We start from the raw sequence: 24,587 nt of genomic DNA on the forward strand, positions 1-24,587 counted from the left end.
GGCTCAGACCCTGGTCACGGTCACATGGGACATCATGTTCACCGGGTCGTAGCGGACCCGGGCGCCCGGGTAGGGGGCGTGGATGACCTGGCCGTTGCCCGCGTAGATCGCCACATGGCTGGCGTCGCTGCGGTAGGTGACGAGGTCGCCGGGCTGCGCCTGGGAGAGCGGGATGCGGCGGCCGGCGCCGCGCTGGGCCTGCGAGGTGCGGGGCAGGGCGATGCCGGCCTTGCGGTACGACCAGACCATCAGGCCCGAGCAGTCGAAGGCGGACGGGCCGGTCGCGCCCCACACATAGGGCCGGCCGATCACGCTGCGGGCGGCGAGCACCGCCGCCGCGGCCCGCGAGGGGCCGAGGTCGCCGAGCGGCGGCAGGACCTCGTCGAAGCCGTCCCGGCCGGAGCGGGAGGCCCGCTCGAAGCCCGCGCGCTCGTCGGGGGAGAGCGCGGCGAGCACCCGGCGGGCCTCGGCGAGCTTGTGCTCGACGGTGCGCTTGTGCCGGGCCACCTCGCGGCGGCTGCGGTCGAGTTCGGCGAGCGCGCGGCCCGCCTCGGTGCGCTGCTGGGCGAGCCGGCGCAGCTCGCCGTGGAGCCGGCCGAGGGCGGCGCTCTGGCGGGCGGTGACCCGGTCGAGGGCGGAGGCCCTGGCGAGGTAGCTGTCCGGGTCGGAGGAGAGCAGCAGCGCGAGGGCCGGGTCGATGCCGCCGGAGCGGTACTGCGCGCCGGCCACCGAAGCGAGTGCGCCGCGCATGCGGTTGATCCGCTCCTGGGCGCGGGCCAGGGAGTCCTGGGCCTGGGAGACCGTCTTCCGCAGCGCGTCGGCCTTCTCGTCGGCCCGGTTGTAGCCCTCGGTGGCCCGCTCGGCCTCTTCGAGGAGCCGGTCGACGGTGGCGCGGGTGGCCCGGGCGGTCTGCGGGGTGGCGCCGCCCGGGTCGGCGTGCGCGGGGACGGCGCCGAGTGCCGTGGCCGCGGTGGCCGCGGCTGCGGTGAGGACGGTGACCCTGGCGGGTCGTCGGTGGGACGCCACGGATCGGGCTCCGTTCGGCTCGGCGGACTGGCGCGGCAGACAGTAGCCGCTGACGCTTCCGCCTCCAACGAAGCAGCCGGGCACACAAAATGACGCCCCGCCGCAGGACCACAGGTCACCGGCGGGGCGTCACGTCAGCCCGGGATCCGACAAACCACCCGGATGGGGGGCAGGTCGCGTGGCGTCAGATGCGGACGCCGAACTGGAAGGAGCCGATGGTGCTCATCGACTCGTAGCGCACCACGGCGCCCGAGTGGGGGGCGTGCAGGACCTGGCCGTTGCCGGCGTAGAGGCCCACGTGCGCCAGGCTGTTGAAGAAGACGAGGTCGCCCGGCTTGAGCTGGCTGCGGCCTATCTTCACGCCGTCGTTCTGCTGGGTGTAGGTGGTGCGGGTGAGGCTGACGCCGGCCTGGCGGTAGGCCCACTGCGTCAGGCCCGAGCAGTCGAAGGAGTTGGGGCCCTCGGCGCCGGAGACGTACGGCATGCCGAGCCGGGTGGCGGCGGCGCTGAGGGCGGCGGAGCCGCGCTGCGAGGCGGGCACCTCGTTGCCGAGGTCGACACGGTCGCCGGCGGCGCGGCTGGCGCGCTGCTCCTCCTCCTGGATCCGGGCGCGCTCGGCGGCGGTCAGGGTGTTGAGGAGCTTGCGCGCCTCGGCGAGCTTCTCCTGGGACTTCTGCTTCTTCTCGTTGAGGGTCTTGCGCACGTCCTCGAGGTCGGCGAGCTTCGTCGTCGCCTCGGCGCGCTGCTGGGCGAGGATGCGCTGCTTGGCCTGGATCGACTCCAGCACATCGGCCTGCTGGGCGCTGAGCTGGTCGATCGCGGACGCCTTGTCGAGGTAGCTGTCCGGGTCGGAGGAGAGGAAGAGCTGGAGCGCCGGGTCGATGCCGCCGGAGCGGTACTGCGCGGCGGCGACCGAACCGATCTGCCCGCGCAGGGTGTTGAGCTCCTGCTGGCCGCGGGCGACCTTGTCCTGGAGAGCGCTGATCTCCTTCTGCAGCGTCCCGCGGCGCTCGTCGGCGAGGTTGGCCTGCTCGGTGGCGACCTCGGCCTCTTCCTGGAGCGCGTGGACCTTCGACTTGACGTCGTCGATCTTGGGCTTCGGGGCCGCCTGGGCTCCGGCCTGGGCGGAGAGGGCGACGGCGGCTGCGGCGGTCGCGGTGAGCACGGTCACACGGGTGCGGCTCGGCTGCTTGGGACGACGGTGGGACGCCACGGGGGCGATCTCCTTCTTCCTCGAGCCGCCCGGCCGTTCAGAGGCAGGCGGTACCCACGCTGACACCCCGGATGAGTGATCAACCGCGCGAAGGTTCGAGCCCTGACCCTAGTGACCTTCTTGTGATCAGTTCAAATCCCAGCGGCCAAAATCTCGCCCGTCCCACAAGTTGTTTCCCGACACCACACGGGCAGCAATGGCCACTTGACCCTGCGTGGACCACAAAAGGGATATGCGGGACGTTCAGGATGACCGTGACGAGACGTCACGTCAGGCGCGAAAGCCGCTTCAGCAACAAGGCGGACGCGACCGGCCGTGCACCGGACTTGGCGACGCCGTCGGCCACCTCGCGGTCGGTGGACACCACGACCACGGGACGGCCGGGCGGCTCCGCCCGCACCAGCTGACGGATCAACTCGTCCGCCGTGACACCCGGCTTGGAGAACAGCACCCGCACGCCGCGCGGCGGGGCGAGCAGGACGGGCGCCGCCAGCTCGGCCCCGTCGAAGACACAGGTGACCTCGGCACCCGAACGGGCCGCGAGCGCGGACAGACCGCCGAGCAGCCGCAGCCGCTGCTTCTCCAGCGGCATCGTCGGATAGCCGGTCTTGGTGACGTTGTAGCCGTCCACCACCAGGTGTGCCTGCGGCAGTTCGAGCAGCTGGTCCAGGAGCGCCGGGTCGGTCTCGGACAGCGCGCGGGCCGCGATGTCCTTCGGCGACATCCGTCCCGGCTCCACCGCGTCCACGGTGTCCGCCGGGTGCATCGACACCGGCGGCAGGGCGAGTTCACGGCGCAGCCCCTGGGCGGCGTCGAGCACGGTGTCCAGGAGCAGCCGCAGCCGCATGTCCTCCACCGAGCGTCCCTCGCGGGCGGCCCGGCGGCTCGCCTCCAGGGCGGCCTCGACCTCGCCGAGCCGGGCCTTGAGCCGCCGGCTCTCGCTCTCGGCGGCCGACACCTGGGCGGCGGCCTCGGTGCGCGCGGTGTCCATCTCCGCCTGCAGCCGGCGCAGCGCGGCCTCGCCGCGCTTGACGTCGCTCTGGGCGCTGCGCAGCTTCCGGTGAAGCGATTCGGCGTCCTTGCGGGCGCTCTCCAGGTCGCGGCGCAGCTGCTCGGTCTCGGTCTTGGCGCGCTCCCTGGCGCCCGCGACCTCCTCGCGCAGCCGTTCGAGCTCGCGCCGGCCGGCCTCGTCGGCCCGCTCGGCGTCGGCGCGCTCGGCCTCCTCGCCGGCGGCGGCGACCAGCTTGCCCCAGCCGGCCGGGCGCAGCACATAGGCGGCCGCGGCCACGTCGACCGGGTCGGCGGCGCCGGGCGGGGCGCCGGACTCGACGGCCCCGGCCAGCTCGGGCTGAGCCTCCTTGAAGCGCTCGCCGATCCGCTGCCGGAACAGCGGGTCGCTCTCCAGGGCGGCGGCCATCGCGTTCCCGGCGAACTTGGCGCGCCGGGAGGCGGTGAAGCGGGCGTACTGGCGCAGCGGGGCGGGCAGTTCGGCGACGGTCAGCCCGCCGAAGGCGTCCGCGACGAGCGCGACGACCCTGCGGCGTACGGGCTCGGGCAGCGGCCGGTCGAGCGCCTCGGCGGCACTGTCCGCCGAGCCCGCCGGCCGATCACCGTGCGCGGGCTGCTCCACGGTCCGTCACCCACTCCCTCGTCTCGCCCTCCCGGGCCGCTCCTCAGGAAGCGGCGCCCGGCCTGTCCACCAGTTCGATCTGGTCCACCGCGTTGCACCAGCGGCAGCGGACCGACTCGATGGTCTCACTGACCACCTCGCGCTCCTCGACCTTGGGCTCTCCGGCGAGGTCCAGATGGACGTACTCGACGACCTTGGACGAGCGGGTCACGTCGAAGCGGGTCAGATTGCCGCAGAGTGTGCAGCGCCAGCGGGTCTCGGCGGTCGGCAGGGGAACCGTCGTCATCGTTGCCGTCCTCTTTCCGTACGAGGCTCAGTGTGAGGCTTTGTGCGAGGTGTCACGGGCCCGCGGTGCGCCGTCGAACAGCGGGAATGTCGCTCATAAGGCAGGCTCTCACCCTACGGCCTCGCGGGTACCCCGTGTCACGGCGAGGCACTCTGTCCAGGTGGGCCCCGGTACGCCATGATCTGTCCATGATCGACTGGCGGGGCGCGGCCCTCGGCGCCTGGCGCGGCGCGCGGAACGGGCCGACGGTGACGTACGGCATCATCGCCTGCTGCGTGCTGCTGTTCGCCGTGAGTCCGGTGTCGGGGCTCAATCCGGGGTACGGCACCGGTGACACCCTGCTCGCGGCGCAGAGCGCGTACTTCCAGCGCTGGGGCGTGATCCCGGCCGATCTGGTGCGGGCCGATCCGCGCGCCCTGCTCACCCCGCTGACCGCGCTGTTCGTGCACGGAAGCTGGCTGCATCTGCTCGGGAACATGCTGTTCCTGTACGTGTTCGGCGCGATGGCCGAGGAGCGGATGGGTCCGGCCGCGTTCGGTCTGTTCTATCTGGGCGTGGGCTGTCTGGCGCTGACGGGTTACGCGGCGGCGCACGCCGACAGCGCGCAGACGCTGGTCGGGGCGTCGGGGGCGATCTCGGGGGTGCTCGGGGCGTTCCTGTATCTCTTTCCGCGGGCGCGGGTGACGAGCCTGTTCCCGTTCCTCTTCTTCCTGCCGCTGCGCTTCCCGGCCTGGATCGTGCTGATCTTCTGGTTCGTGCTCCAGTGGCTGGCGGCGCGCTCGGCGGGGGCGGGGCCGGGAGTGGCGTATCTGGCGCATGTGATCGGCTTCGCGCTGGGGTTCGTCTACGCGTGGGCCCGGTACAGGGGTGGGGATACAGTGAAGCCACCAGCCGCGGCCATCGAGGGAGAAAGCCAGCCGTGATCACCGCGATCGTGCTCATCAAGACCAGCGTGGACCGCATCCCCGAGATCGCCGAGGCGATCGCCGCGATCGACTCCGTCAGCGAGGTCTTCTCCGTCACCGGCACCTACGACCTGATCGCGATGGTCCGGGTGGGACGCCACGACGACCTGGCCGACATCATCCCCGGCCAGATCTCCAAGATCCCGGGCGTCGAGGCCACGGACACCCACGTCGCCTTCCGCGCCTACTCGCAGCACGACCTGGACGCGGCCTTCGCCATCGGCCTGGAGTCGTAAGCACGCGTGCACGGCGGTGCGGCCGGCCCTCCCCCGCGGGAGGCCGGCCGCACCCGTTCGAGTGAACGGTCAGCCGCGGACGGGGACGCAGCGCCCGTCCTCGGTGCGGTAGTTCCACCGGGCGCCGTCGCGCACCAGCTCCTTGACCGCGCCGATGAAGCGCTCGATGTGCTCGTCGGGGGTGCCGGCGCCGAAGCTCACCCGGATGGCGTTGAGGGACCGCTCCCCCGGGTTCGCCTCGGGGGCGCCGCACTCGCCCGCCACCTGCGGGTCGCCGCCGAGCAGGGTGCGGACCAGCGGGTGGGCGCAGAAGAGACCGTCGCGGACGCCGATGCCGTACTCGGCGGAGAGCGCGGCGGCGAAGTGGGAGCTGTTCCAGCCCTCGACGACGAAGGAGATGACGCCGACGCGCTCGGAGTCGTCGCCGAAGAGGGAGAGCACGCGGACCTCGGGGACCTCGGCGAGGCCCGCGCGGACGGTGGCGATCAGCTGCTTCTCGCGGGCGACGAGGGACTCGAAGCCGGCCTCGGTGAGCGCCTTGCAGGCGGAGGCGATCGAGTAGACGCCGATGACGTTCGGCGAACCGGCCTCGTGCCGGGCCGCGGTGGTGTGCCACTCCACGTCCACACCCCCGTCGGCCCGGCGGGCCACCGAGCGGGAGGCGCCGCCGCCCGCCAGGTAGGGCTCGGCGTCCTGGAGCCAGTCGGCGCGGCCGGCGAGGACGCCGGAGCCGAACGGCGCGTACAGCTTGTGCCCGGAGAACGCGACCCAGTCGACGTCCAGGTCCCGTACGGAGACGGGGTGGTGGGGCGCGAGCTGGGCGGCGTCCAGGACGATCCGCGCGCCGTGCGCATGGGCGGCGGCGGCGAGTTCGCGCACCGGCCACAGCTCGCCGGTGACATTGGAGGCACCGGTCACACAGACCAGCGCGGGGCCGATGGGGCCTCCCCAGCTCGAAGAGCTAGGGGAAGGCTCCCGGTCGGCGAGCGCCCGCTCCAGGGTCTCGACGGCCTGCCGCGGCGTGCGCGGCGCGTCGAGGCAGGTGACCCGGGCGTCCCTCCAGGGCAGCAGCGAGGCGTGGTGCTCGGTCTCGAAGACGAAGACCTCGCAGCCGTCGGGGATCACCTGGGCGAGCAGGTTGAGCGAGTCGGTGGTGGAGCGGGTGAAGACCACCTGGTCGCCGGGGCGGCAGTCGAGGAACTCGGCGACGGTGGCGCGGCTGTTCTCGAAGAGGTCGGTGGAGAGCTGGGAGAGGTAGCCGGCGCCGCGGTGCACGCTGCCGTAGTACGGGGCGTAGGCGGCCACGTCGTCCCAGACGCGCTGGAGGGCCGGGGCGCTGGCGGCGTAGTCGAGGGCCGCGTAGGTGACCTCGCCGCCGGTGACGAGCGGGACGGTGACGTCGCGGCCGAGGACCGGCAGCGGGGCGGCGCAGCAGGGCTCCGCGGGCTCCTGGGCAGGGGCGGCGGCGGTGAGGGTGGCGGCGACGACGGCGGTGTTCGGGCATGCGGACATAGCGGTGTCTCCCGGCAGAAAAGGGGCGCGAAAAGGCGTGAAAGGGCCCGAGCGGCGACAGCGCGCGAAGGGCTGTCCCGCTGTACGGGTGTGGAGTGGGAAAGGGGCCGAGAAGGGCCCTAACGCATTCGCTTGCTCACGAGACACCGCTCCCTATGAGGACCAAGGACCCCAGGGTGGCGCACAGGGATCCGCGCTTGCCGCAGGCTTCTGCTCGTACGGCCTGGTCTTCACCCGGGGCACCCCGCCACGGACGGAGGGTTGCCGGACAGCCGGCCGGGGCCTTGCAGCTGTCACTCATGACCTGGTTCAGAACCTATGCCAGACGATCACGACACCGCAACCCCGTCCCGGCATCCGGGACGGGGTCGCCATGCGCCGTTCATGAGCCGTCAGGCGTTGCTGGCGGCGACCCACCGGTCCAGGGTGCGGCGCGCGGCACCCGAGTCGATGGACTCGGCGGCCCGGTCCATACCGGCCCGCAGCTGCTCCGCGAGGATGCCCTCGCCCGGCTCCAGGGCGACGAGGGCCGCCGCCGAGTTGAGCAGCACCGCGTCCCGTACCGGACCGGCCTCACCGGCGAGCAGCCGCCGGGCCACGTCGGCGTTGTACGAGGCGTCCGCGCCCCGCAGGGCCTCCACGGGGACCAGGTCGATGCCGACGTCCCGCGGGTCGAAGCGCTCCTCGCGCACGGTGCCGTTCCGGACCACCCAGACGGTGGAGGTGGCCGTGGTGGTGAGCTCGTCCAGACCGTCGTCGCCGCGGAAGACCAGGGCGGAGGAACCGCGCTCGGCGAGCACTCCGGCCATGATGGGGGCCATCCGGGGGTCGGCGACCCCGGTCGCCTGGGCCTTGACCCGGGCCGGATTGGTGAGCGGGCCCAGGAAGTTGAAGACGGTGCGCACGCCCAGCTGGCCGCGGGCGGCGGCCACGTGCCGCAGCGCGGGGTGGAACTTCACCGCGAAGCAGAAGGTGACTCCGGCCTCCTCGGCGACCTCGGCCACCCGCTGAGGGGTCAGCTCCAGATTGACGCCGAGCTTCTCCAGGACGTCGGAGGCCCCGGAGGCGGAGGAGGCCGCCCGGTTGCCGTGCTTCACCACCCGGGCGCCGGTGCCGGCCACCACGATCGCGGACATGGTGGAGATGTTGACCGTCTTGGCGCCGTCGCCGCCGGTCCCGACGATGTCCACACTCGGCCCGGGCACGTCGATCAGCCGGGCGTGCGCGTACATCGCCTGGACCAGGCCGGTCAGCTCCTCGACCGTCTCGCCCTTGGCGCGCAGGGCGACCGCGAAGCCGGCGATCTGGGCGTCGGTGGCCTCACCGCTCATGATGGTGTCCATCGCCCAGGCGGTGGCCTCGGTGCTGAGGTTCTCCCGCCCGAGAAGCGCGTTCAGGACCGCGGGCCAGGAGCGACCCGCCGCGGTGTCGCCTCCAGCGGGGTTCACAGCGCTCATGACAGCTCCTGAGGTGTTCGTGGCTTCGTACGGGATCGGTGTGATCCCCAGACCGGTGTGATCCCCACCCTATCGAGCCCGGGGGACGGCAAAGAGCCCCGTCCATCGAATGGACGGGGCTCTCACCGTGGCGACCTACGTCAGGAGGTCAGTGGTGATCAGTGGTGGCCGTGGCCGCTCTCGATCTCCTTGAACTCCTCGACGGTGGGCTTGAGCACCTGGCTGTCGCCGCCGTAGTAACCCCGGTTGAGCTTGACCCGGAGCTTCTCCATGCGGCCGATCTTGCGCTCCACACCGTTCTCGTCCACGGCCGGCGGCAGCTCGGCCGGCTCGTACTGCTCGTGCGCGGTGAGCTTGTGGCGCTCGCCCTGGCTGAGCGGGGTGTGGACCTCGACGTACTCACCGTGCGGCAGGCGCTTGATGATGCCGGACTCACGCCCGTGCAGCACCTTGTCCTTGTCCCGGCGCTGGAGGCCGAGGCAGATCCGCTTGGTGACGACGAACGCGATGACCGGGCCGGCGAAGAAGAAGATCCGCACGAACCAGGTGATCGAGTTGATCGACAGGTGGAAGTGGGTCGCCCAGATGTCGTTGCCACCACCGACGAGCATGATCATGTACGCGGTGATCCAGGCGACACCGAAGGCGGTGCGCGTCGGAGCGTTGCGCGGGCGCTGCGCGATGTGGTGCTCGCGCTTGTCACCGGTGAGCCAGGACTCGATGAACGGGTAGACCGCGATGGCCGCCAGGACGAGCGGGAAGATCACCAGCGGGATGAAGACACCCAGGACCAGCGTGTGGCCCCACAGGTTGATCTCCCAGCCCGGCATGACACGGATCAGACCCTCGGCGAAGCCCATGTACCAGTCGGGCTGGGCGCCGGTGGACACCTGGTCCGGGCGGTACGGGCCGATGGCCCAGATCGGGTTGATCGAGGCGAGCGCCGCGATGACCGCGATGACGCCGAAGACCAGGAAGAAGAAGCCTCCGGCCTTCGCCATGTACACCGGCAGCAGCGGCATGCCGACGACGTTCTTGTTCGTACGGCCCGGGCCCTCGAAGTGGGTGTGCTTGTGGACGAACACCAGGATGAGGTGCGCGACCACCAGGCCGAGCATGATGCCCGGGAGCAGCAGCACGTGCGCCGAGTAGAACCGGGCGACGAAGTCGCCGCCGGGGAACTCACCGCCGAACAGGAACATCGACAGGTAGGTGCCGACGATCGGCACCGACAGGATCGCGCCCTGCATGAAGCGCACACCGGTGCCGGAGAGCAGGTCGTCCGGGAGCGAGTAACCGGTGAAGCCGGTGAACATGCCCAGGAAGAACAGCAGGAAGCCGAACAGCCAGTTGATCTCACGCGGCTTGCGGAACGCGCCGGTGAAGAACACGCGCATCATGTGCACGAACATGCCGGCGAGGAAGATCAGCGCCGCCCAGTGGTGGATCTGCCGGATGAGCAGACCACCGCGCACCTCGAACGAGATGTGCAGGGTCGAGTTGAACGCCTCGGACATCAGCTGTCCCTGGAGCGGGACGTAGCTGCCGACGTACTCCACCTCGTTCATCGACGGGTGGAAGAACAGCGTCAGGTAGACACCCGTCAGGATGATGATGAGGAAGCTGTAGAGGCAGACCTCGCCCAGCATGAAGGACCAGTGGTCCGGGAAGATCTTCCGCATGTTGGCCTTGGCCAGCGTGTAGATCCCCAGGCGGCCGTCGGCCCAGTCGGCGACCCGCTCACCGGCGGGGGCCTTCTTCTTAGCAGTGGTCACAGTGCTCATCCGCGCTCCCAGAAGGCGGGGCCGACGGGCTCTTCGAAGTCGCCGTGCGCTTCCAGGAATCCCTTGTCGTTCACGCCGATCCGCAGCTGCGGAAGGGCGTGGCCGGCCGGGCCGAAGATGACGCGGGCGCCGTCGGACAGATCGAAGGTGGACTGGTGGCACGGGCAGAGCACGTGGTGCGTCTGCTGCTCGTACAGCGAGATCGGGCAGCCGACGTGGGTGCAGATCTTCGAGTAGGCGACGATGCCCTCGTGCGACCACTCGAGCTCGCGCTTGTCCTTGATGTCCTCCGGCTGGATGCGGACGATCATCAGGGCGGCCTTGGCGATCTCGGTCTGGAAGTGCTCGTCGTGCTCTTCCAGGCCCTCGGGCTTCGCGAACGTCAGCGAACCGACGGCGACGTCCTCGGGACGCAGCGGCTCGTTGGTGTTCATGTTGATGAGCAGCTTGCCCTTGGCCCACAGGGTGGAGCGGAGCTTCTTCTCGGGCAGCGGACCCATGTCACGCAGCAGCACGATGCCGGAGAGCGGCACCAGGGCCAGCGCGCCGAACAGCGTGTTGCGGATCAGCTTGCGGCGGCCGAAGCCGGACTCGGCGGCGCCGGCCGCGAAGTCCGCCATGACCTTCGCCTTGACCTCGGGCGTGGCCTCGATCGGGTGGCGCTCGTCGGCCACCTCGACGTCGGACATCAGGGTGCGGGCCCAGTGGACCGCGCCCGCGCCGATGAAGAACAGCGCCGCACCGAGGGTGAGACCCAGGGCGAAGTTGAGCGCGGACACCCGGCCGAACGGCCAGATGTACACGATCTTGTCGACCGGGAAGATCACGTACGAGGCGATGAAGCCGATCGTGGCCAGCATCGACAGCGCGAACATGAAGGCGATCGCGCGCTCGGACCGCTTGGCGGCCCGCTCGTCGATGTCCTGGATGCGCGGCTTGTGGGGCGGGAGGCCCGGGTCGGCGAACGGGTCTTCGGCGACCTTCACCGCGCCGTGCGCGGTGTCCTGCTCGATCGGCAGGTTCTCTTCAGGAATGTCTTGGGTACTCATGACTTCTTGGCCTTAGCGGTGTGGGCCGCGACCCAGACGGCAACTGCGATGAGTGCGCCCAGTCCGAAGACCCACGCGAACAGACCCTCGCTGACGGGGCCGAGGCCACCCAGCTTGAGACCACCCGGGTTGTCGGCCTTGTCGCTGTTCACGGCCTGGACGTAGGCGATGATGTCCTTCTTCTGCTTCTCCGGCATCGTGGTGTCGGGGAAGGACGGCATGTTCTGCGGACCGGTCTGCATGGCCTCGTAGAGGTGCTTCGGGTCCACGCCCTCAAGGGTCGGGGCGTACTTGCCGTAGGTCAGCGCGCCACCCTCGCCGGTGAAGTTGTGGCACTGCGCGCAGTTGGAGCGGAACAGTTCGCCACCCTTGGCGATGTTGGCGCCCTCAGGGCTGTACTGGCCTTCCTTCGGCGTGACCGGGCCGGCACCGAGGGAGGCGACGTACGCCGCGAGCTGATCGATCTCAGCCTGCGAGTAGACGACCTTCTTCTTCGGGACCTGGGCGCCCGGCTGCTGCGCGGGCATCCGGCCGGTGCCGACCTGGAAGTCCACGGCCGCCGAGCCCACGCCGACCAGGGACGGGCCGTCAGAGGTGCCCTGACCGCCGGTTCCGTGGCAGCTGGCACAGCCGACGGCGTAGAGCTTCTTGCCCTCCTCGATGGCGAGGGACTGGGCGGTTTCATCGGCCTTCGCCGTGCCCGCGGGTGCGAACGCGGCGTACAGCCCCCCAGTTGCCGCCAGCGCGAGAAGTAGGACGACGACCGCCGCCAGCGGATGGCGTCGTCGTGCGGAGAGCTTTTTCACGGATTACCCCGGTGTCAGGATCTTCTGCGTCGATGCTTGCTGGATGTGTCGGTGCCCGCCGGGAGGCGGGGCCCGATTACTTGATCAGGTAGATCGTGGCGAAGAGGCCGATCCAGACGACATCGACGAAGTGCCAGTAGTAGGACACGACGATGGCGGCGGTTGCCTGCTCGTGAGTGAACCTCCTGGCGGCGTACGTCCGGCCGAGGACCAGCAGGAAGGCGATGAGACCGCCTGTCACGTGCAGACCGTGGAAGCCCGTCGTCAGGTAGAACACGGAGCCGTAGGGGTCGGAGGACAGCGAGAGGCCGTCCGCCTTCACCAGCTCGGTGTACTCGAAGACCTGGCCGCCGATGAAGATCGCGCCCATGACGAACGTGAGAGTGAACCACGCCCGGAGCTTCTTCACGTCACCCCGCTCGGCGGCGAAGACGCCGAGCTGGCAGGTGAGGGAGGAGAGCACCAGGATCGTGGTGTTCGTCGCCGAGAACGGAAGGTTCAAGGCGTCGGCCTTTTCCGTCCAGTACTCGGCGCCCATCACGGATCGCAGAGTGAAGTACATCGCGAAGAGGGCCGCGAAGAACATCAGCTCGGAACTCAGCCAGATGATGGTTCCGACGCTGGTGAGGTTCGGTCGATTGACCGACGGGTGCGCGTGCCCGGTATCTACTGTCGTTACTGTCGCCACGACCGACATTATGTCGGTCGCTTATCCCGCCCTCACTCCGGGGGGTGCCGTTCGGAGTGTCCGGGCCGCGTGTCCTGCCCGAACGGCCCATCCTGGGGCCTCCGCGGCACCCTTCGAACAGGTGTTGAACGGGTGTTGACGGGGTGTGGACCGGAGTAGCATCCGCGCCAACGGCAGGCCACCTTCACGGAGGACGAACGATGCAGTCGAGCGCCACGGTCCTGGTCTACAGCGACGACGCGAACACCCGCGCACAGGTCCGCCTCGCGGCCGGCCGGCGGCCCGCCGCGGACGTTCCCCCGGTCGAGTTCGTGGAGTGCGCGACGCTGCCGGCCGTGCTCACGGCCCTGGACGAGGGCGGCATCGACCTGTGCGTCCTCGACGGCGAGGCCGTCCCGGCCGGCGGCATGGGTGTGTGCCGGCAGATCAAGGACGAGATCTTCCGGTGCCCCCCGGTGCTGCTGCTCATCGGCCGCCCGCAGGACGCCTGGCTGGCCACCTGGAGCCGCGCGGACGCCGCGGTCACCCTCCCGGTGGAACCGGTCGAGTTCGCGGCATCTTTGGCCGACCTTTTGAGGGCTCGGCTCGCCTCCGCGCGCCTCTAGCGTGCGTCGACGGTCGATCGTGCTCGGTCCCTCGTTCCTCGGGACCTGCGCGCGTTCTCCCTTTCGACACCCGCCGGCGCGCTTCGGCTCGCTCGCCGAGGCCCTGGGGCGCACCCTCAGGGGGCGCACGCCGAGGCGCCCGGAGGCGAACCGAGCCTCTAGAGAGAGGGCCGCAGCCTGGCCTTGGCGTCCTCGGTGGCGGTCGGGTCGCCGCCCTCGGACACCAGGGCGCTGCCCTTGCGCCACTTCTCCCACGACAGGTTCCAGTCGCCGAAGCCGTTGCCGAACGAGTCCATCATCTCGCCCTCGCTGTTGACGACGCGGACGATGTCGCCCGGGCGGACGGTCTCGTAGAACCAGGCCGCGTTGTCGGTCGACATGCCGACACAGCCGTGGCTGACGTTGGCGACGCCCTGGGAGCCCACCGACCAGGGGGCGGCGTGCACGTACTCGCCGCTCCAGGTGACCCGGGTGGCGTAGTAGACGGGCAGGTCGTACGAGTCGGAGCTGCCCTCCGCGATGCCGATGCTGGTGCCCCGCATCCGGACGTAGTACTCCTTGCCGAGCACCACTTTGATGCCGTTACGGGTGGAGAAGCCCGGTTTTCCGGTGGTCACCGGAATGGTGTTGATCACTTCTCCGTTGCGCCGCACCGTCATCTGGTGCGCGCCGGCGTCCGCGACGGCCTCGATGCGGTCGCCGATGGTGAGCGTCAGCGGCTTGGACGCGCCGCCGTAGAGCTTGTCGCCGACCTTGACGCCGTCCAGGTTGCCGGTGACCGTGACGGTCGCGCCGGTGGGCCAGTAGTCCTTCGGGCGGAAGTGCAGCTTCTTGTCGTCCACCCAGTACCAGGCGCCCTCCACGGCGGGGGTGGAGCGGACCTTGAGGGCCCGTTCGACGACCGCGCGGGCCGCCCTGTCCTTCACCGGGAGGCTCAGTTCGGCGGTGATGGGCTGCCCGACGCCGTACTTGCCCGCCTCCGGGCCGAACGTGGCGGTCAGGGCCGCTTTGGCCGGGGCGGTCTCGAACGTGAACGTACGGGCTCCTGGGGCGCCGTCCTCGTCCTCGGTGGCCACCTGGACGGTGTAGCGGGCGCCGGCCGCCAGCGCGGCCGTGGAGCGCCACTTCCGTCCGTCGGCGGTGAGTTCGCCCGCCAGGTGGTGTCCCGCGGCGTCGGTGGCGGTGACGTCGGTGATCCGTGCGTCCCCGTCCTCGGCGGTGATCTCCAGCGGCTTCTCGGGGTCGGCCTTCTTCCCGTCGCCGGGCGTGTTGAAGGTGACCTCGTCCGCCGCGTCGTAGGGCCTCGCCGACAGCGGATGGTCCCCGTCGCCCGCACACGCCGTGGCGCCTGCGGTGACGGTGAGGGCCAGAAGGGTGCAGCTCAGAACAGTCCGAATGCGCGGCGTGTCGTTCATGACCTCACGCTAAGAACAATCCTCGCGCGCGGCGCGCCGAGCGTGCCAAAAGAGGGGCCCGGCCGCTTCGTCGGAACGAAGTGACCGGGCCCCTCGGGGTGTTACGGGGTGCCGCTACTGGTTCTGGTTCTCACCGCGGTAGAACTCGAAGACCCAGCTGAAGATGCCGAGCAGGATCACCGGAGCGGAGAAGTACAGCAGCCACCAGCCGATGGCGATGCCCGCGAAGGCGAGCGCGCCACCCGTGGCCAGGAAGAGCGGAGCCCAGCTGTGCGGGGCGAAGAAGCCCTGCTCGCCGGCCTCGTCCGCGACCTCGCCCTCCTTGTCGTCCTGCGCCAGCTTGTCGACCCGCCTGGCCGTGAAGCTCAGGTAGTAGCCGACCATGATGCACAGGCCGAACGTCATGAAGAGCGCCGCCGTACCGGCCGGCTCCTTCGCCCACACGCCGTAGACGATCGTCATGGCGAGGACGAAGACGCTCAGCCAGATGAACATCTTGCCCTGGATCTTCACTTGCCGGCCTCCTTGCCACCGGTGAGGGCCGCCACCTCGTGAGGCTTGTTCTCGAGCTGGTCGAGCGCCGCGATCTCGGGGTGGTGCAGGTCGAACGCCGGGGATTCGGAACGAATCTTCGGCAGCGCGAGGAAGTTGTGCCGCGGCGGCGGGCAGGACGTCGCCCACTCGAGCGAACGGCCGTAGCCCCACGGGTCGTCGACCTCGATCTTCTTGCCGTACTTGGCGGTCTTCCAGACGTTGTAGAAGAACGGCAGGAGCGACAGGCCGAGCAGGAAGGAGGAGATCGTCGAGATCGTGTTCAGCAGCGTGAAGCCGTCGGCCTCCAGGTAGTCCGCGTAACGACGCGGCATGCCCTCGACGCCCAGCCAGTGCTGCACCAGGAAGGTGCCGTGGAAGCCGACGAACAGCGTCCAGAAGGTGATCTTGCCGAGCCGCTCGTCCAGCATCTTGCCGGTGAACTTCGGCCACCAGAAGTGGAAGCCGGAGAACATCGCGAACACCACGGTGCCAAAGATGACGTAGTGGAAGTGCGCGACCACGAAGTACGAGTCGGAGACGTGGAAGTCCAGCGGCGGCGAGGCCAGGATGACGCCGGTCAGACCACCGAAGGTGAAGGTGACCAGGAAGCCGGTGGCCCAGAGCATCGGTGTCTCGAAGGACAACGAGCCCTTCCACATCGTTCCGATCCAGTTGAAGAACTTCACACCGGTCGGTACGGCGATCAGCATCGTCATGAAGGAGAAGAACGGGAGCAGTACACCGCCGGTGACGTACATGTGGTGGGCCCACACGGTCACGGACAGGCCGGCGATCGCGATGGTCGCGGCCACCAGACCGATGTAACCGAACATCGGCTTGCGGCTGAAGACCGGGACGACCTCGGAGATGATGCCGAAGAACGGCAGGGCGATGACGTACACCTCGGGGTGGCCGAAGAACCAGAAGAGGTGCTGCCACAGCAGGGCGCCGCCGTTGGCCGCGTCGAAGACGTGGCTGCCGAACTTCCGGTCCGCCTCAAGGGCGAACAGCGCGGCCGCGAGGACCGGGAAGATGATGATCGCCAGGACGGCGGTCAGCAGCACGTTCCAGGTGAAGATCGGCATCCGGAACATCGTCATGCCCGGAGCGCGCATGCAGATGATCGTGGTGATGAAGTTGACCGAGCCGAGGATCGTACCGAAACCGGACAGGGCCAGACCCATGATGCCCATGTCGGCGCCGATGCCCGGCGAGTGCACCGCGTCGGACAGCGGCGCGTACATGAACCAGCCGAAGTCGGGCGCGCCCTGGGGCGTCAGGAAGGAACACGCCGCGACGATCGAGCCGAGCAGGAACAGCCAGTAGGCGAACATGTTCAGCCGCGGGAACGCGACGTCGGGGGCACCGATCTGCAGCGGCATGATCCAGTTCGCGAAGCCGGCGAAGAGCGGCGTCGCGAACATCAGCAGCATGATCAGGCCGTGCATGGTGAACGCCTGGTTGAACTGCTCGTTCGACATCAGCTGCGTGCCCGGGCGGGCCAGCTCCGCGCGCATGAAGAGCGCGATGATGCCGCCGACGCAGAAGAAGGCGAACGACGTGACCATGTACAAGGTGCCGATGGTCTTGTGGTCGGTGGTGGTCAGCCACTTCACCACCACGTTGCCCGGCTGCTTGCGCCGTACCGGCAGCTCGTTCTCGTACGAGTCCTCAGCCGCCGCGGCACCCTGGGGTTCGTTGAGGATGCTCACAGTAGGTTCTTCTCCGCATTCCTGGCCGGGTCCGTCTGCTCGATGCCGGACGGGATGTAGCCGGTCTGCCCCTTCTCCGCCAGCTCCTTCAGGTGCGCCTGGTAGCGCTCCGGGGAGACCACCTTGACGTTGAAGAGCATCCGGGAGTGGTCGACACCGCACAGCTCGGCGCACTTGCCGAGGAAGGTGCCCTCCTGGGTCGGGGTGACCTCGAAGGCGTTGGTGTGACCCGGGATGACGTCCTGCTTCATGAGGAAGGGGACCACCCAGAAGGAGTGGATGACGTCACGAGAGGTCAGGACGAAGCGGACCTTCTCGCCCTTGGGCAGCCACAGGGTCGGACCCGGGTTGCCGGTCTGCGGGTTCCGGTTGCCGGGGATGCCGGCGTCGTAGACGCCGCCCGCGTTCGCCGGGAACTCGTTCTTGAGGTTGTCCGGAATCGCCGCGAGGTTCGGGGCCGTCTTGGCGTTTCCGGTGACACCGGGCACGTCCTCGACGTAGTTGAAGCCCCAGCTCCACTGGTAGCCGACCACGTTGATGGTGTGGGCCGGCTTCGGGGAGAGCTCGAGGAGCTTGGCCTCGTCGCGCGCGGTGAAGTAGAAGAACACCGAGACGACGATGAGGGGGGTCACCGTGTACAGCGCCTCGATGGGCATGTTGTAGCGGGTCTGCGGAGGAACCTCGACCTTGGTGCGGCTGCGCCGGTGGAAGATGGTGGCCCAGATGATGAGGCCCCACACCAGTACGCCCACAGCGAGCGCCGCGGCCCAGGAGCCCTGCCAGAGGGAGAGGATCCGGGGAGCCTCTTCCGTGACGGGGGTGGGCATACCAAGGCGGGGGAAGTCTTCCCAGTTGTACGAGCAACCGGTGGCTGTCGCCAGGATCAGGCCCGCAGTCAGCACCTGCGGCAGCTTCCGCCGCATCGGGCGCCGAGACGTGGGGGTACCGCCCGCGCCTCGGCTGCGGGGGAGGTCGGAGCCGTTGGGACTCACGTAGCGCCTTCCCGAGAGTCACGGCCCGCATAGGTCGGCTGCCACGGCCGTCCGTCTTCTACGTCGGTCGCCGCCCCGGCCGCGGGCAGGGGTTTGGATGTTTATGCGGACCAAACCCTACTGGACGCTATTTGGGGTCGCGCGGGGAGGGTGCCCAACGCGCCGTCCGAGCCCCCGAAGGGGTGGACTCCCGGCTTCCGGGCGGGGGCGGGCAGGGCCGATCGGCGGTGCGGGCGGGGCTTCTGACGGGGCATCGCCGGGTGGTGCGGGCGGCGGGGATAGCGTGGGCGGATGCCGTACTTCGACGCCGCCTCGGCGGCCCCGCTGCACCCCGTGGCACGTCAGGCGCTGCTCGCCTCGCTGGACGAGGGCTGGGCCGATCCGGCCCGCCTCTACCGGGAGGGACGGCGGGCCCGGCTGCTGCTCGACGCGGCACGGGAGGCGGCCGCGGAGGCGGTCGGCTGCCGTCCGGACGAGCTGGTCTTCACTCCTTCGGGGACACGCGCGGTTCACGCGGGGGTCGCCGGGGCGCTCGCCGGGCGCCGGCGGGCCGGGGACCGGCTCGTGGTGTCCGCGGTCGAACACTCTTCCGTCCTGCACGCCGGCGAGGCGCACACGGCGGCGGGCGGAACGGTGACGGAGGTGCCGGTGGGCCGGTCCGGCGCGGTGGACCCGGCGGTCTTCGCGGCGGCGCTCGACTCCCGTACCGCGCTCGCCTGTCTGCAGTCGGCCAACCACGAGGTGGGCACCGAGCAGCCGGTCGCCGAGGTGGCGGAGGCGTGCCGGGCGGCCGGGGTGCCGCTCCTCGTGGACGCGGCGCAGTCGCTCGGCTGGGGGCCGGTGCCGGCGGGCTGGTCGCTGCTCGCGGCGAGCGCGCACAAGTGGGGCGGGCCGTCGGGGGTGGGGCTGCTCGCGGTGCGCAAGGGTGTCCGGTTCGCCCCGCAAGGTCCGTCGGACGAGCGGGAGTCGGGGCGGGCGCCGGGCTTCGAGAACCTGCCGGGGATCGTGGCGGCGGCGGCCTCGCTGCGGGCGGTACGGGCGGAGGCCGAGTCGGCGCGGCTGCGGGCCCTCGTGGACCGGATCCGGTCACGGGTGCCGGAGCTCGTGCCGGATGTGGAGGTGGTGGGCGATCCGGTGCGACGGCTGCCGCATCTGGTCACCTTCTCGTGTCTCTATGTCGACGGGGAGACGCTGCTCTCGGAGCTGGACCGGGAGGGTTTCTCCGTTTCGTCCGGTTCGTCGTGCACGAGTTCGACGCTGACGCCCAGCCATGTGCTGCGGGCGATGGGGGTGCTGAGCGAGGGGAACGTACGGGTGTCCCTGCCGGCGGGTACGACGGAGGCGGACGTGGACCGCTTCCTCGCCGTCCTGCCGGGCGTCGTCTCCTCCGTCCGCGCCCGCCTCGGCGTCCCGGCCGCCATGGCCGCCGAGCCCGTCGCGGCGCCGGACACCCTGCTGGTCGACGCCCTGGGCAGGCGCTGCCCGATCCCGGTGATCGAGCTGGCGAAGGTGATCGCCACGGTCCCGGTGGGCGCCACGGTCACCGTCCTCTCGGACGACGAGGCGGCCCGCCTCGACATCCCGGCCTGGTGCGAGATGCGGGGCCAGGAGTACGTGGGCGAGCACCCGTCACCGGGCGGCGGGACGGCGTACATGGTGCGGCGGGTGGCCTGACGCGCCGGACCCCGGGCGCCGTGGGGCACCCGGGGTCCGGCGTACGGATCAGGAGCGGGATCAGGCCAGGTGGGCCCGGACCTCGGCGGCGGCCTCGTCGCCGTAGGCCTTGGTGAAGCGGTCCATGAAGTGGGCGCGGCGCAGGGTGTACTCCTGGGTGCCCAGGGTCTCGATCACCAGGGTGGCGAGCATGCAGCCGACCTGGGCGGCGCGCTCCAGGCCGACGCCCCAGGTCAGACCGGTCAGGAAGCCGGCGCGGAAGGCGTCGCCGACGCCGGTCGGGTCGACCTTGGCCTCCTCCTCCGGGCAGCCGACCTCGATCGGGTCCTCGCCGACGCGCTCGATGCGCACACCGCGCGAGCCGAGCGTGGTGACGCGGTGCCCGACGCGGCCGAGGATCTCCTCCTCGGTCCAGCCGGTCTTCGACTCGATGAGGCCCTTCTCGTACTCGTTGGAGAAGAGGTAGGCCGCGCCGTCCATGAGGGTGCGGATCTCCTCGCCGCCCATGCGCGCGATCTGCTGCGAGAAGTCGGCGGCGAAGGGGATGGCGCGGGTCCGGCACTCCTCGGTGTGGCGCATCATCGCCTCGGGGTCGTCCGCGCCGATGAGGACCAGGTCGAGGCCGCCCACGCGGTCGGCGACGGCCTTGAGCTCGATCAGCCGGGCCTCGCTCATGGCGCCGGTGTAGAAGGAGCCGATCTGGTTGTGGTCCTGGTCGGTGGTGCACACGAAGCGGGCGGTGTGCAGGACCTCGGAGATGCGCACGGAGCCGGTGTCCACACCGTGCCGGTCGAGCCAGGCCTGGTACTCGTCGAAGTCGAAGCCGGCCGCACCGACGAGGACCGGCCGGCCGCCGAGCTGCCCCATGCCGAACGAGATGTTCGCGGCGACGCCGCCCCGGCGGACGTCGAGATTGTCGACCAGGAACGACAGCGAGACCGTGTGGAGCTGGTCCGCCACGAGCTGGTCGGCGAACCGGCCCGGGAAGGTCATGAGGTGGTCGGTGGCGATGGAGCCGGTGACTGCGATACGCACGGCTGGCTGCTCCTGCGGAAAGGGACGGCGTTGACAGTTCACGCTACCGGCTGGCCAGGGGGAAGCCGAACAGCGGAAACTACCCCAGAGTAGGCCTTTTCTCCGAAGCCGGAGCGTGCGTACGGTGCCGCCATGACCGAGTATCCCGCTCCTCGTGAGCCCCAGGAGTCCGAGTTCAGCCTTGCGGAGCTGTGCGGCGACGGCGCACGGATGGCCCCGCACTGGGTGACGCCGGCCGCCCCGTCGGCCGCGCCGGTCTCCCCCGCGCTGATCCACGGCGTCGAGGTCCCGGCGGCCTCGGCCCGGCTGATCGCGGCGACCGCCGAATACGGGGCGGCCTAGGGCCTGTCCGGCATCGCCGCTTGACCGCCGCGGAACCGTTCCGGCGCCGCTCCCGTCCCAGGGGTGTCCTCCGCAGGGATGCCACGTCTGAAGGAGCGCGCGGTGAGCAGCAGTACGGAGACGGAGAACCGGCCCCCGGAGAACCGGCCGAGGAAGCGCGGTCCGCTTCTCGTCGCCTCGGTGGCGGCGGGAGTCCTCCTCGTGGGCGGCGGGGGCGTGTACTACGCCGCCACCGCGTCGGGCGACGGCACCACGGCCGGCGCGGGCGGCGCCGCGGAGGACGCGGCCGCCGCTCCCCCGCCGCTGAAGCTGGGCGGCACGGGCGGTCCGGGCGGTCCGGGGATCGCCCCGGGTGAACCCGACCCGGGCGGCGGTCCGGGCGGGACCGTCTATCAAGCCAAGGGCCCACTCCCCCACGGGCCCTCCTCGGCCGCGGTCCACCGGCCCGAGGGCCGGGTCACCTCGGCGGAGGTGACCCGGCTGGCCGAGGCGCTCGGCCTGTCGGGCGAGCCGCGCCTGGTCGGCGAGGTGTGGCGGCTCGACCCGGAGAAGGACACCACGGGGCTGCGCCTCGACGTGTCCGTGAAGGGCCCGGGCAGCTGGACCCTGAGCCGGTACGACGGCGGCCCCGTCGGCGACTCCTGTCTCAAGGGCAAGGCGTGCCCGCCGCCCGGTGAGGCGAAGCCGCCGGCCGGCGGGGGCTCTCCGGTGAGCGAGGCGGCGGCCAGGGCGGCCGCGGCGCCGGTCCTGAAGGCGATCGGCCAGGACGACGCCAAGGTGGACGCGTCCCAGCTGATGAACGGCTCGGTACGGGTGGTCAACGCCGACCCGGTGGTGGACGGCCTGCCCACCTACGGCTGGTCGACCGGGATCCACATCGGCCCGGACGGCTCGGTGGTGGCCGGCAGCGGGCGTCTGAAGGAGCCGGCGAAGGGCGCGACCTATCCGGTGGTCGGCGCGGAGAAGGCCCTGGCCGAGCTGAACGAGGCCTCGAAGGGCACCGGCCCGATCGGCATCGGCGGCTGCGCCACGGACCCGCCGGCGAACGCGGACGGGCAGCCCGGCATGCCGGGCGACACGCCGGACGCGCCCTGCCGGACCTCGGTCGAGATGGCACCGCCGAACGTCGTGGAGGTGACCGGGGCGCGCTTCGGTCTGGCCGCGCAGTACGTGGACGGCGAGCAGGTGCTCGTACCGGCGTGGCTGTTCGAGGCGCGGGCGAAGACGGACGCGAAGCCGTACACGGTGACCCAGACGGCGGTGGAGCCGCGCTATCTGGCCCCGCCGGCCGCCTCGAAGCCCGCGCCCAACCCCACGCCGGAGCCCACACCGCCGCCGGACCAGGGGACGGCGCCGGTCCGGCAGATCACCTCGTTCACGACGGACCCGAGCGGCCGGACGTTGTCGGTGACCTTCTGGGGCGGGGTGTGCAGCACGTACACCGTGACGGCCGAGGAGAGCCCGCGGCAGGTCGTGGTGCGGATCGCGGAGAAGGCGCAGGAGCCCGGCCGGGTCTGCATCATGATGGCCGTGGAGATCACCCGTACGGTGTCGCTCCAGGCGCCGCTCGCCGACCGCCCGGTGGTGGACGGGGCGAGCAGCGAGGCGGTGCCCCGGTCGTAGGGCGAACGCGAGGACGTACGCGCGAGAGGGTGGCACCCGGAACTCCGGGTGCCACCCTCTCAGGCGTTCGCGGACGGCTTAGCTGAAGCTGTCGCCGCAGGCGCAGGAACCCGTCGCGTTCGGGTTGTCGATCGTGAAGCCCTGCTTCTCGATGGTGTCGACGAAGTCGATCGAGGCGCCGCCCAGGTACGGAGCGCTCATGCGGTCGGTGACGACCTTGACGCCGCCGAAGTCCTTGACGACGTCGCCGTCGAGCGTGCGCTCGTCGAAGAACAGCTGGTACCGCAGGCCGGAGCAGCCGCCGGGCTGAACGGCGACGCGCAGCGCCAGGTCGTCACGGCCCTCCTGGTCGAGCAGGGCCTTGACCTTGGCCGCGGCGGCGTCGGACAGGAGGATGCCGTCGCTGACAGTGGTCTTCTCGTCCGATACGGACATCTGCTTCTCTCCCGGGTTTGTACGGAGGCTGCTTGCCGACGGTTGCAACCGGCGGGGCCCCGGATTCATTCCAGGCCGAGGCCTGTCTTTCCCTGTCCATGCTCGCACACCGCGTCCGACGACGCGGAAGGCGAATGCGTCACATCGACACTATCGCCATCGTCAAAGTGACATGAACCGGTTATGATAGATAGCGTCATTTAGACGAAAAGGCTTTTCGAGGCTCACCGTAGAAGTAGAAAGGGTGCGTGACGTGACCACCGCCCAGCCCTTGGACGTCCAGCCGACGCCGCTCGCTCTCCTCCTCCTCGGCCGCGAGGCCGACCCGAAGAGCGAGCGCGGCGTGGAGTGCCCCGGCGACCTCCCGTCGCCCTCCGACCCGGACCTGGTGGAGCGCGCCCGCGCCGCCAAGGAGAAGCTGGGGGACAAGGTCTTCGTCCTCGGGCACCACTACCAGCGCGACGAGGTCATCCAGTTCGCCGACGTCACCGGCGACTCCTTCAAGCTCGCCCGTGACGCCGCCGCCAAGCCGGAGGCCGAGTACATCGTCTTCTGCGGTGTGCACTTCATGGCCGAGTCGGCGGACATCCTGACCGGTGACGACCAGAAGGTCGTGCTGCCCGACCTCGCCGCCGGCTGCTCGATGGCCGACATGGCCACCGCCGAGCAGGTCGCCGAGTGCTGGGACGTGCTCACCGAGGCCGGCGTCGCCGAGCAGGTCGTGCCCGTCTCGTACATGAACTCCTCCGCCGACATCAAGGCCTTCACCGGCAAGCACGGCGGCACCATCTGTACCTCGTCGAACGCGAAGAGGGCGCTGGACTGGGCCTTCGAGCAGGGCGAGAAGGTACTGTTCCTGCCCGACCAGCACCTGGGCCGCAACACCGCCGTCCGCGACATGGGCATGTCCCTGGACGACTGCGTGGTCTACAACCCGCACAAGCCGAACGGCGGGCTGACCGCGGAGGAGCTGCGCGCCGCGAAGATGATCCTGTGGCGGGGCCACTGCTCGGTGCACGGGCGCTTCTCGCTGGACTCGGTCGACGACGTGCGCGAGCGCATCCCGGGCGTCAACGTGCTCGTCCACCCCGAGTGCAAGCACGAGGTCGTGGCCGCGGCGGACTACGTGGGCTCGACGGAGTACATCATCAAGACCCTGGAGGCGGCCCCGGCCGGCTCGAAGTGGGCGATCGGCACCGAGCTGAACCTGGTGAAGCGCCTCGCCGACCGCTTCGCCCCGGAGGGCAAGGAGGTCGTCTTCCTCGACAAGACGGTCTGCTTCTGCTCGACCATGAACCGCATCGACCTGCCGCACCTGGTCTGGGCCCTCGAGTCCCTGGCCGAGGGCAACCTGGTCAACCGCATCCAGGTCGACCAGGAGACGGAGGCGTTCGCCAAGCTCGCGCTCGAGCGGATGCTGGCACTGCCGTAACGATTCCTCGTACGGACGAAGGGGTGGGCCCCCGCGCACTGCGCGCCGACCGGGTCTTCCGCGTCGGCGCCCGCGGGGCCGGCGCGCTCGTCCTCGTCATCATGACCCTCGTCGGCGTCTTCCTCGCGGTCCGCGC

23 protein-coding genes and 1 riboswitch are annotated in these 24,587 nt (G+C 70.5%); of the genes, 7 read left to right on the forward strand and 16 right to left on the reverse strand.

Translation table 11 applies throughout. The features are described from left to right. Nucleotides 1-3: 3 nt before the first annotated feature. The 4 genes from AB0C73_RS30290 to AB0C73_RS30305 all read right to left on the reverse strand — a co-directional run bounded on the left by AB0C73_RS30290 (nucleotide 4) and on the right by AB0C73_RS30305 (nucleotide 4,155). Nucleotides 4-1,026 (reverse strand): NlpC/P60 family protein, encoded by a 1,023-nt coding sequence (locus AB0C73_RS30290; RefSeq protein ID WP_362536374.1) that lies wholly within the window; start codon nucleotides 1,024-1,026, stop codon nucleotides 4-6. Between the two features lie 184 nt (nucleotides 1,027-1,210). Then, nucleotides 1,211-2,239, reverse strand: coding sequence for an NlpC/P60 family protein (locus tag AB0C73_RS30295; protein WP_362536376.1), 1,029 nt, complete (start codon nucleotides 2,237-2,239; stop codon nucleotides 1,211-1,213). A gap of 265 nt (nucleotides 2,240-2,504) precedes the next feature. Further along, nucleotides 2,505-3,869 (reverse strand): NYN domain-containing protein, encoded by a 1,365-nt coding sequence (locus tag AB0C73_RS30300; RefSeq protein WP_362536378.1) that lies wholly within the window; start codon nucleotides 3,867-3,869, stop codon nucleotides 2,505-2,507. A gap of 43 nt (nucleotides 3,870-3,912) precedes the next feature. After that, nucleotides 3,913-4,155: a hypothetical protein gene (locus AB0C73_RS30305; protein ID WP_128976779.1), complete on the reverse strand. Its 243-nt coding sequence runs from the start codon at nucleotides 4,153-4,155 to the stop codon at nucleotides 3,913-3,915. A gap of 188 nt (nucleotides 4,156-4,343) precedes the next feature. On the opposite strand from AB0C73_RS30305, the gene AB0C73_RS30310 reads away from it, so the two are divergent. Then, nucleotides 4,344-5,078 carry a rhomboid family intramembrane serine protease gene (locus tag AB0C73_RS30310; protein ID WP_362536380.1) on the forward strand — a complete coding sequence of 245 codons (735 nt, stop codon included), beginning with the start codon at nucleotides 4,344-4,346 and terminating at the stop codon, nucleotides 5,076-5,078. Continuing rightward, entirely contained in the window at nucleotides 5,075-5,356 is a 282-nt protein-coding gene (locus tag AB0C73_RS30315; protein WP_362536382.1) for an Lrp/AsnC ligand binding domain-containing protein, read from the forward strand. Before AB0C73_RS30310 ends, AB0C73_RS30315 begins: the two co-directional genes overlap by 4 nt. Nucleotides 5,357-5,425: 69 nt before the next feature. Here the strand turns inward: AB0C73_RS30315 and AB0C73_RS30320 are convergent, their stop codons facing one another. From AB0C73_RS30320 to AB0C73_RS30345, 6 genes are all read right to left on the reverse strand, one after another. After that, nucleotides 5,426-6,868, reverse strand: coding sequence for an aminotransferase class V-fold PLP-dependent enzyme (locus tag AB0C73_RS30320; protein WP_362536384.1), 1,443 nt, complete (start codon nucleotides 6,866-6,868; stop codon nucleotides 5,426-5,428). A gap of 188 nt (nucleotides 6,869-7,056) precedes the next feature. Then, nucleotides 7,057-7,173, reverse strand: a riboswitch (SAM riboswitch). 87 nt (nucleotides 7,174-7,260) lie between these two features. Beyond that, a complete protein-coding gene (gene trpD / locus AB0C73_RS30325; RefSeq protein ID WP_362536386.1) occupies nucleotides 7,261-8,325 on the reverse strand; it encodes an anthranilate phosphoribosyltransferase in 1,065 nt (354 codons plus the stop codon). A 158-nt stretch (nucleotides 8,326-8,483) separates the two neighbouring features. Then, complete coding sequence (locus tag AB0C73_RS30330) at nucleotides 8,484-10,109, reverse strand: cytochrome bc complex cytochrome b subunit (protein WP_362536388.1); 1,626 nt, start codon at nucleotides 10,107-10,109, stop codon at nucleotides 8,484-8,486. Beyond that, nucleotides 10,106-11,158: a Rieske 2Fe-2S domain-containing protein gene (locus AB0C73_RS30335; protein ID WP_362536390.1), complete on the reverse strand. Its 1,053-nt coding sequence runs from the start codon at nucleotides 11,156-11,158 to the stop codon at nucleotides 10,106-10,108. The genes AB0C73_RS30330 and AB0C73_RS30335 overlap by 4 nt, the downstream gene beginning before the upstream one ends. Next, entirely contained in the window at nucleotides 11,155-11,964 is an 810-nt protein-coding gene (locus AB0C73_RS30340; protein ID WP_362536391.1) for a c-type cytochrome, read from the reverse strand. Before AB0C73_RS30340 ends, AB0C73_RS30335 begins: the two co-directional genes overlap by 4 nt. Nucleotides 11,965-12,040: 76 nt before the next feature. After that, nucleotides 12,041-12,661, reverse strand: a complete 621-nt coding sequence (locus AB0C73_RS30345; protein WP_362536393.1) for a heme-copper oxidase subunit III — start codon at nucleotides 12,659-12,661, stop codon at nucleotides 12,041-12,043. Between the two features lie 191 nt (nucleotides 12,662-12,852). Here AB0C73_RS30345 and AB0C73_RS30350 point away from each other — a divergent pair, with 191 nt between their 5' ends. Continuing rightward, nucleotides 12,853-13,257 carry a hypothetical protein gene (locus tag AB0C73_RS30350; RefSeq protein ID WP_362536395.1) on the forward strand — a complete coding sequence of 135 codons (405 nt, stop codon included), beginning with the start codon at nucleotides 12,853-12,855 and terminating at the stop codon, nucleotides 13,255-13,257. A gap of 158 nt (nucleotides 13,258-13,415) precedes the next feature. On the opposite strand, the gene AB0C73_RS30355 is transcribed toward AB0C73_RS30350, so the two are convergent. From AB0C73_RS30355 to coxB, 4 genes are all read right to left on the reverse strand, one after another. Further along, nucleotides 13,416-14,672, reverse strand: coding sequence for an Ig-like domain-containing protein (locus tag AB0C73_RS30355; protein WP_362536397.1), 1,257 nt, complete (start codon nucleotides 14,670-14,672; stop codon nucleotides 13,416-13,418). A 114-nt stretch (nucleotides 14,673-14,786) separates the two neighbouring features. Next, nucleotides 14,787-15,185, reverse strand: coding sequence for a cytochrome c oxidase subunit 4 (locus AB0C73_RS30360; RefSeq protein WP_362536398.1), 399 nt, complete (start codon nucleotides 15,183-15,185; stop codon nucleotides 14,787-14,789). Then, entirely contained in the window at nucleotides 15,182-16,918 is a 1,737-nt protein-coding gene (gene ctaD, locus AB0C73_RS30365) for a cytochrome c oxidase subunit I (protein ID WP_362536400.1), read from the reverse strand. The genes AB0C73_RS30360 and ctaD overlap by 4 nt, the downstream gene beginning before the upstream one ends. Beyond that, nucleotides 16,915-17,841: a cytochrome c oxidase subunit II gene (coxB, locus tag AB0C73_RS30370; protein ID WP_362536402.1), complete on the reverse strand. Its 927-nt coding sequence runs from the start codon at nucleotides 17,839-17,841 to the stop codon at nucleotides 16,915-16,917. Before coxB ends, ctaD begins: the two co-directional genes overlap by 4 nt. A 360-nt stretch (nucleotides 17,842-18,201) precedes the next feature. Here coxB and AB0C73_RS30375 point away from each other — a divergent pair, with 360 nt between their 5' ends. Further along, a complete protein-coding gene (locus tag AB0C73_RS30375) occupies nucleotides 18,202-19,584 on the forward strand; it encodes an aminotransferase class V-fold PLP-dependent enzyme (RefSeq protein ID WP_362536404.1) in 1,383 nt (460 codons plus the stop codon). A 60-nt stretch (nucleotides 19,585-19,644) separates the two neighbouring features. Here the strand turns inward: AB0C73_RS30375 and AB0C73_RS30380 are convergent, their stop codons facing one another. Further along, nucleotides 19,645-20,619, reverse strand: a complete 975-nt coding sequence (locus AB0C73_RS30380; RefSeq protein WP_362536406.1) for a carbohydrate kinase family protein — start codon at nucleotides 20,617-20,619, stop codon at nucleotides 19,645-19,647. 132 nt (nucleotides 20,620-20,751) lie between these two features. Here AB0C73_RS30380 and AB0C73_RS30385 point away from each other — a divergent pair, with 132 nt between their 5' ends. Together AB0C73_RS30385 and AB0C73_RS30390 are read left to right on the forward strand one after the other, a co-directional pair. Beyond that, nucleotides 20,752-20,961 carry a hypothetical protein gene (locus tag AB0C73_RS30385; protein ID WP_362536408.1) on the forward strand — a complete coding sequence of 70 codons (210 nt, stop codon included), beginning with the start codon at nucleotides 20,752-20,754 and terminating at the stop codon, nucleotides 20,959-20,961. A 78-nt stretch (nucleotides 20,962-21,039) separates the two neighbouring features. Next, the gene (locus AB0C73_RS30390) at nucleotides 21,040-22,584 is read left to right on the forward strand and encodes a hypothetical protein (protein WP_362536409.1); all 1,545 of its coding nucleotides are present in this window, start codon (nucleotides 21,040-21,042) and stop codon (nucleotides 22,582-22,584) included. Nucleotides 22,585-22,662: 78 nt separating this feature from the next. Here the strand turns inward: AB0C73_RS30390 and AB0C73_RS30395 are convergent, their stop codons facing one another. Further along, nucleotides 22,663-23,019 (reverse strand): iron-sulfur cluster assembly accessory protein, encoded by a 357-nt coding sequence (locus AB0C73_RS30395; protein WP_362536411.1) that lies wholly within the window; start codon nucleotides 23,017-23,019, stop codon nucleotides 22,663-22,665. 253 nt (nucleotides 23,020-23,272) lie between these two features. Between AB0C73_RS30395 and nadA the strand changes: the two genes are divergently transcribed. Beyond that, the gene (nadA, locus tag AB0C73_RS30400) at nucleotides 23,273-24,451 is read left to right on the forward strand and encodes a quinolinate synthase NadA (RefSeq protein WP_362536413.1); all 1,179 of its coding nucleotides are present in this window, start codon (nucleotides 23,273-23,275) and stop codon (nucleotides 24,449-24,451) included. Nucleotides 24,452-24,587 lie beyond the last annotated feature (136 nt).

Origin of the sequence: Streptomyces sp. NPDC048623 (genome assembly GCF_040650755.1) — a bacterium.
Classification (GTDB): domain Bacteria; phylum Actinomycetota; class Actinomycetes; order Streptomycetales; family Streptomycetaceae; genus Streptomyces.

What these genes read in the sequence shown, in the direction of transcription:
- AB0C73_RS30305 (WP_128976779.1), bottom strand. Translation starts at nt 4,155, where the DNA reads ATGACGACGGTTCCCCTGCCGACCGCCGAGACCCGCTGGCGCTGCACA.
- AB0C73_RS30310 (WP_362536380.1), top strand. Translation starts at nt 4,344, where the DNA reads ATGATCGACTGGCGGGGCGCGGCCCTCGGCGCCTGGCGCGGCGCGCGG.
- AB0C73_RS30320 (WP_362536384.1), bottom strand. Translation starts at nt 6,868, where the DNA reads ATGTCCGCATGCCCGAACACCGCCGTCGTCGCCGCCACCCTCACCGCC.
- trpD (WP_362536386.1), bottom strand. Translation starts at nt 8,325, where the DNA reads ATGAGCGCTGTGAACCCCGCTGGAGGCGACACCGCGGCGGGTCGCTCC.
- AB0C73_RS30330 (WP_362536388.1), bottom strand. Translation starts at nt 10,109, where the DNA reads ATGAGCACTGTGACCACTGCTAAGAAGAAGGCCCCCGCCGGTGAGCGG.
- AB0C73_RS30335 (WP_362536390.1), bottom strand. Translation starts at nt 11,158, where the DNA reads ATGAGTACCCAAGACATTCCTGAAGAGAACCTGCCGATCGAGCAGGAC.
- AB0C73_RS30345 (WP_362536393.1), bottom strand. Translation starts at nt 12,661, where the DNA reads ATGTCGGTCGTGGCGACAGTAACGACAGTAGATACCGGGCACGCGCAC.
- AB0C73_RS30350 (WP_362536395.1), top strand. Translation starts at nt 12,853, where the DNA reads ATGCAGTCGAGCGCCACGGTCCTGGTCTACAGCGACGACGCGAACACC.
- AB0C73_RS30355 (WP_362536397.1), bottom strand. Translation starts at nt 14,672, where the DNA reads ATGAACGACACGCCGCGCATTCGGACTGTTCTGAGCTGCACCCTTCTG.
- coxB (WP_362536402.1), bottom strand. Translation starts at nt 17,841, where the DNA reads ATGCGGCGGAAGCTGCCGCAGGTGCTGACTGCGGGCCTGATCCTGGCG.
- AB0C73_RS30375 (WP_362536404.1), top strand. Translation starts at nt 18,202, where the DNA reads ATGCCGTACTTCGACGCCGCCTCGGCGGCCCCGCTGCACCCCGTGGCA.
- AB0C73_RS30385 (WP_362536408.1), top strand. Translation starts at nt 20,752, where the DNA reads ATGACCGAGTATCCCGCTCCTCGTGAGCCCCAGGAGTCCGAGTTCAGC.
- AB0C73_RS30390 (WP_362536409.1), top strand. Translation starts at nt 21,040, where the DNA reads ATGCCACGTCTGAAGGAGCGCGCGGTGAGCAGCAGTACGGAGACGGAG.
- AB0C73_RS30395 (WP_362536411.1), bottom strand. Translation starts at nt 23,019, where the DNA reads ATGTCCGTATCGGACGAGAAGACCACTGTCAGCGACGGCATCCTCCTG.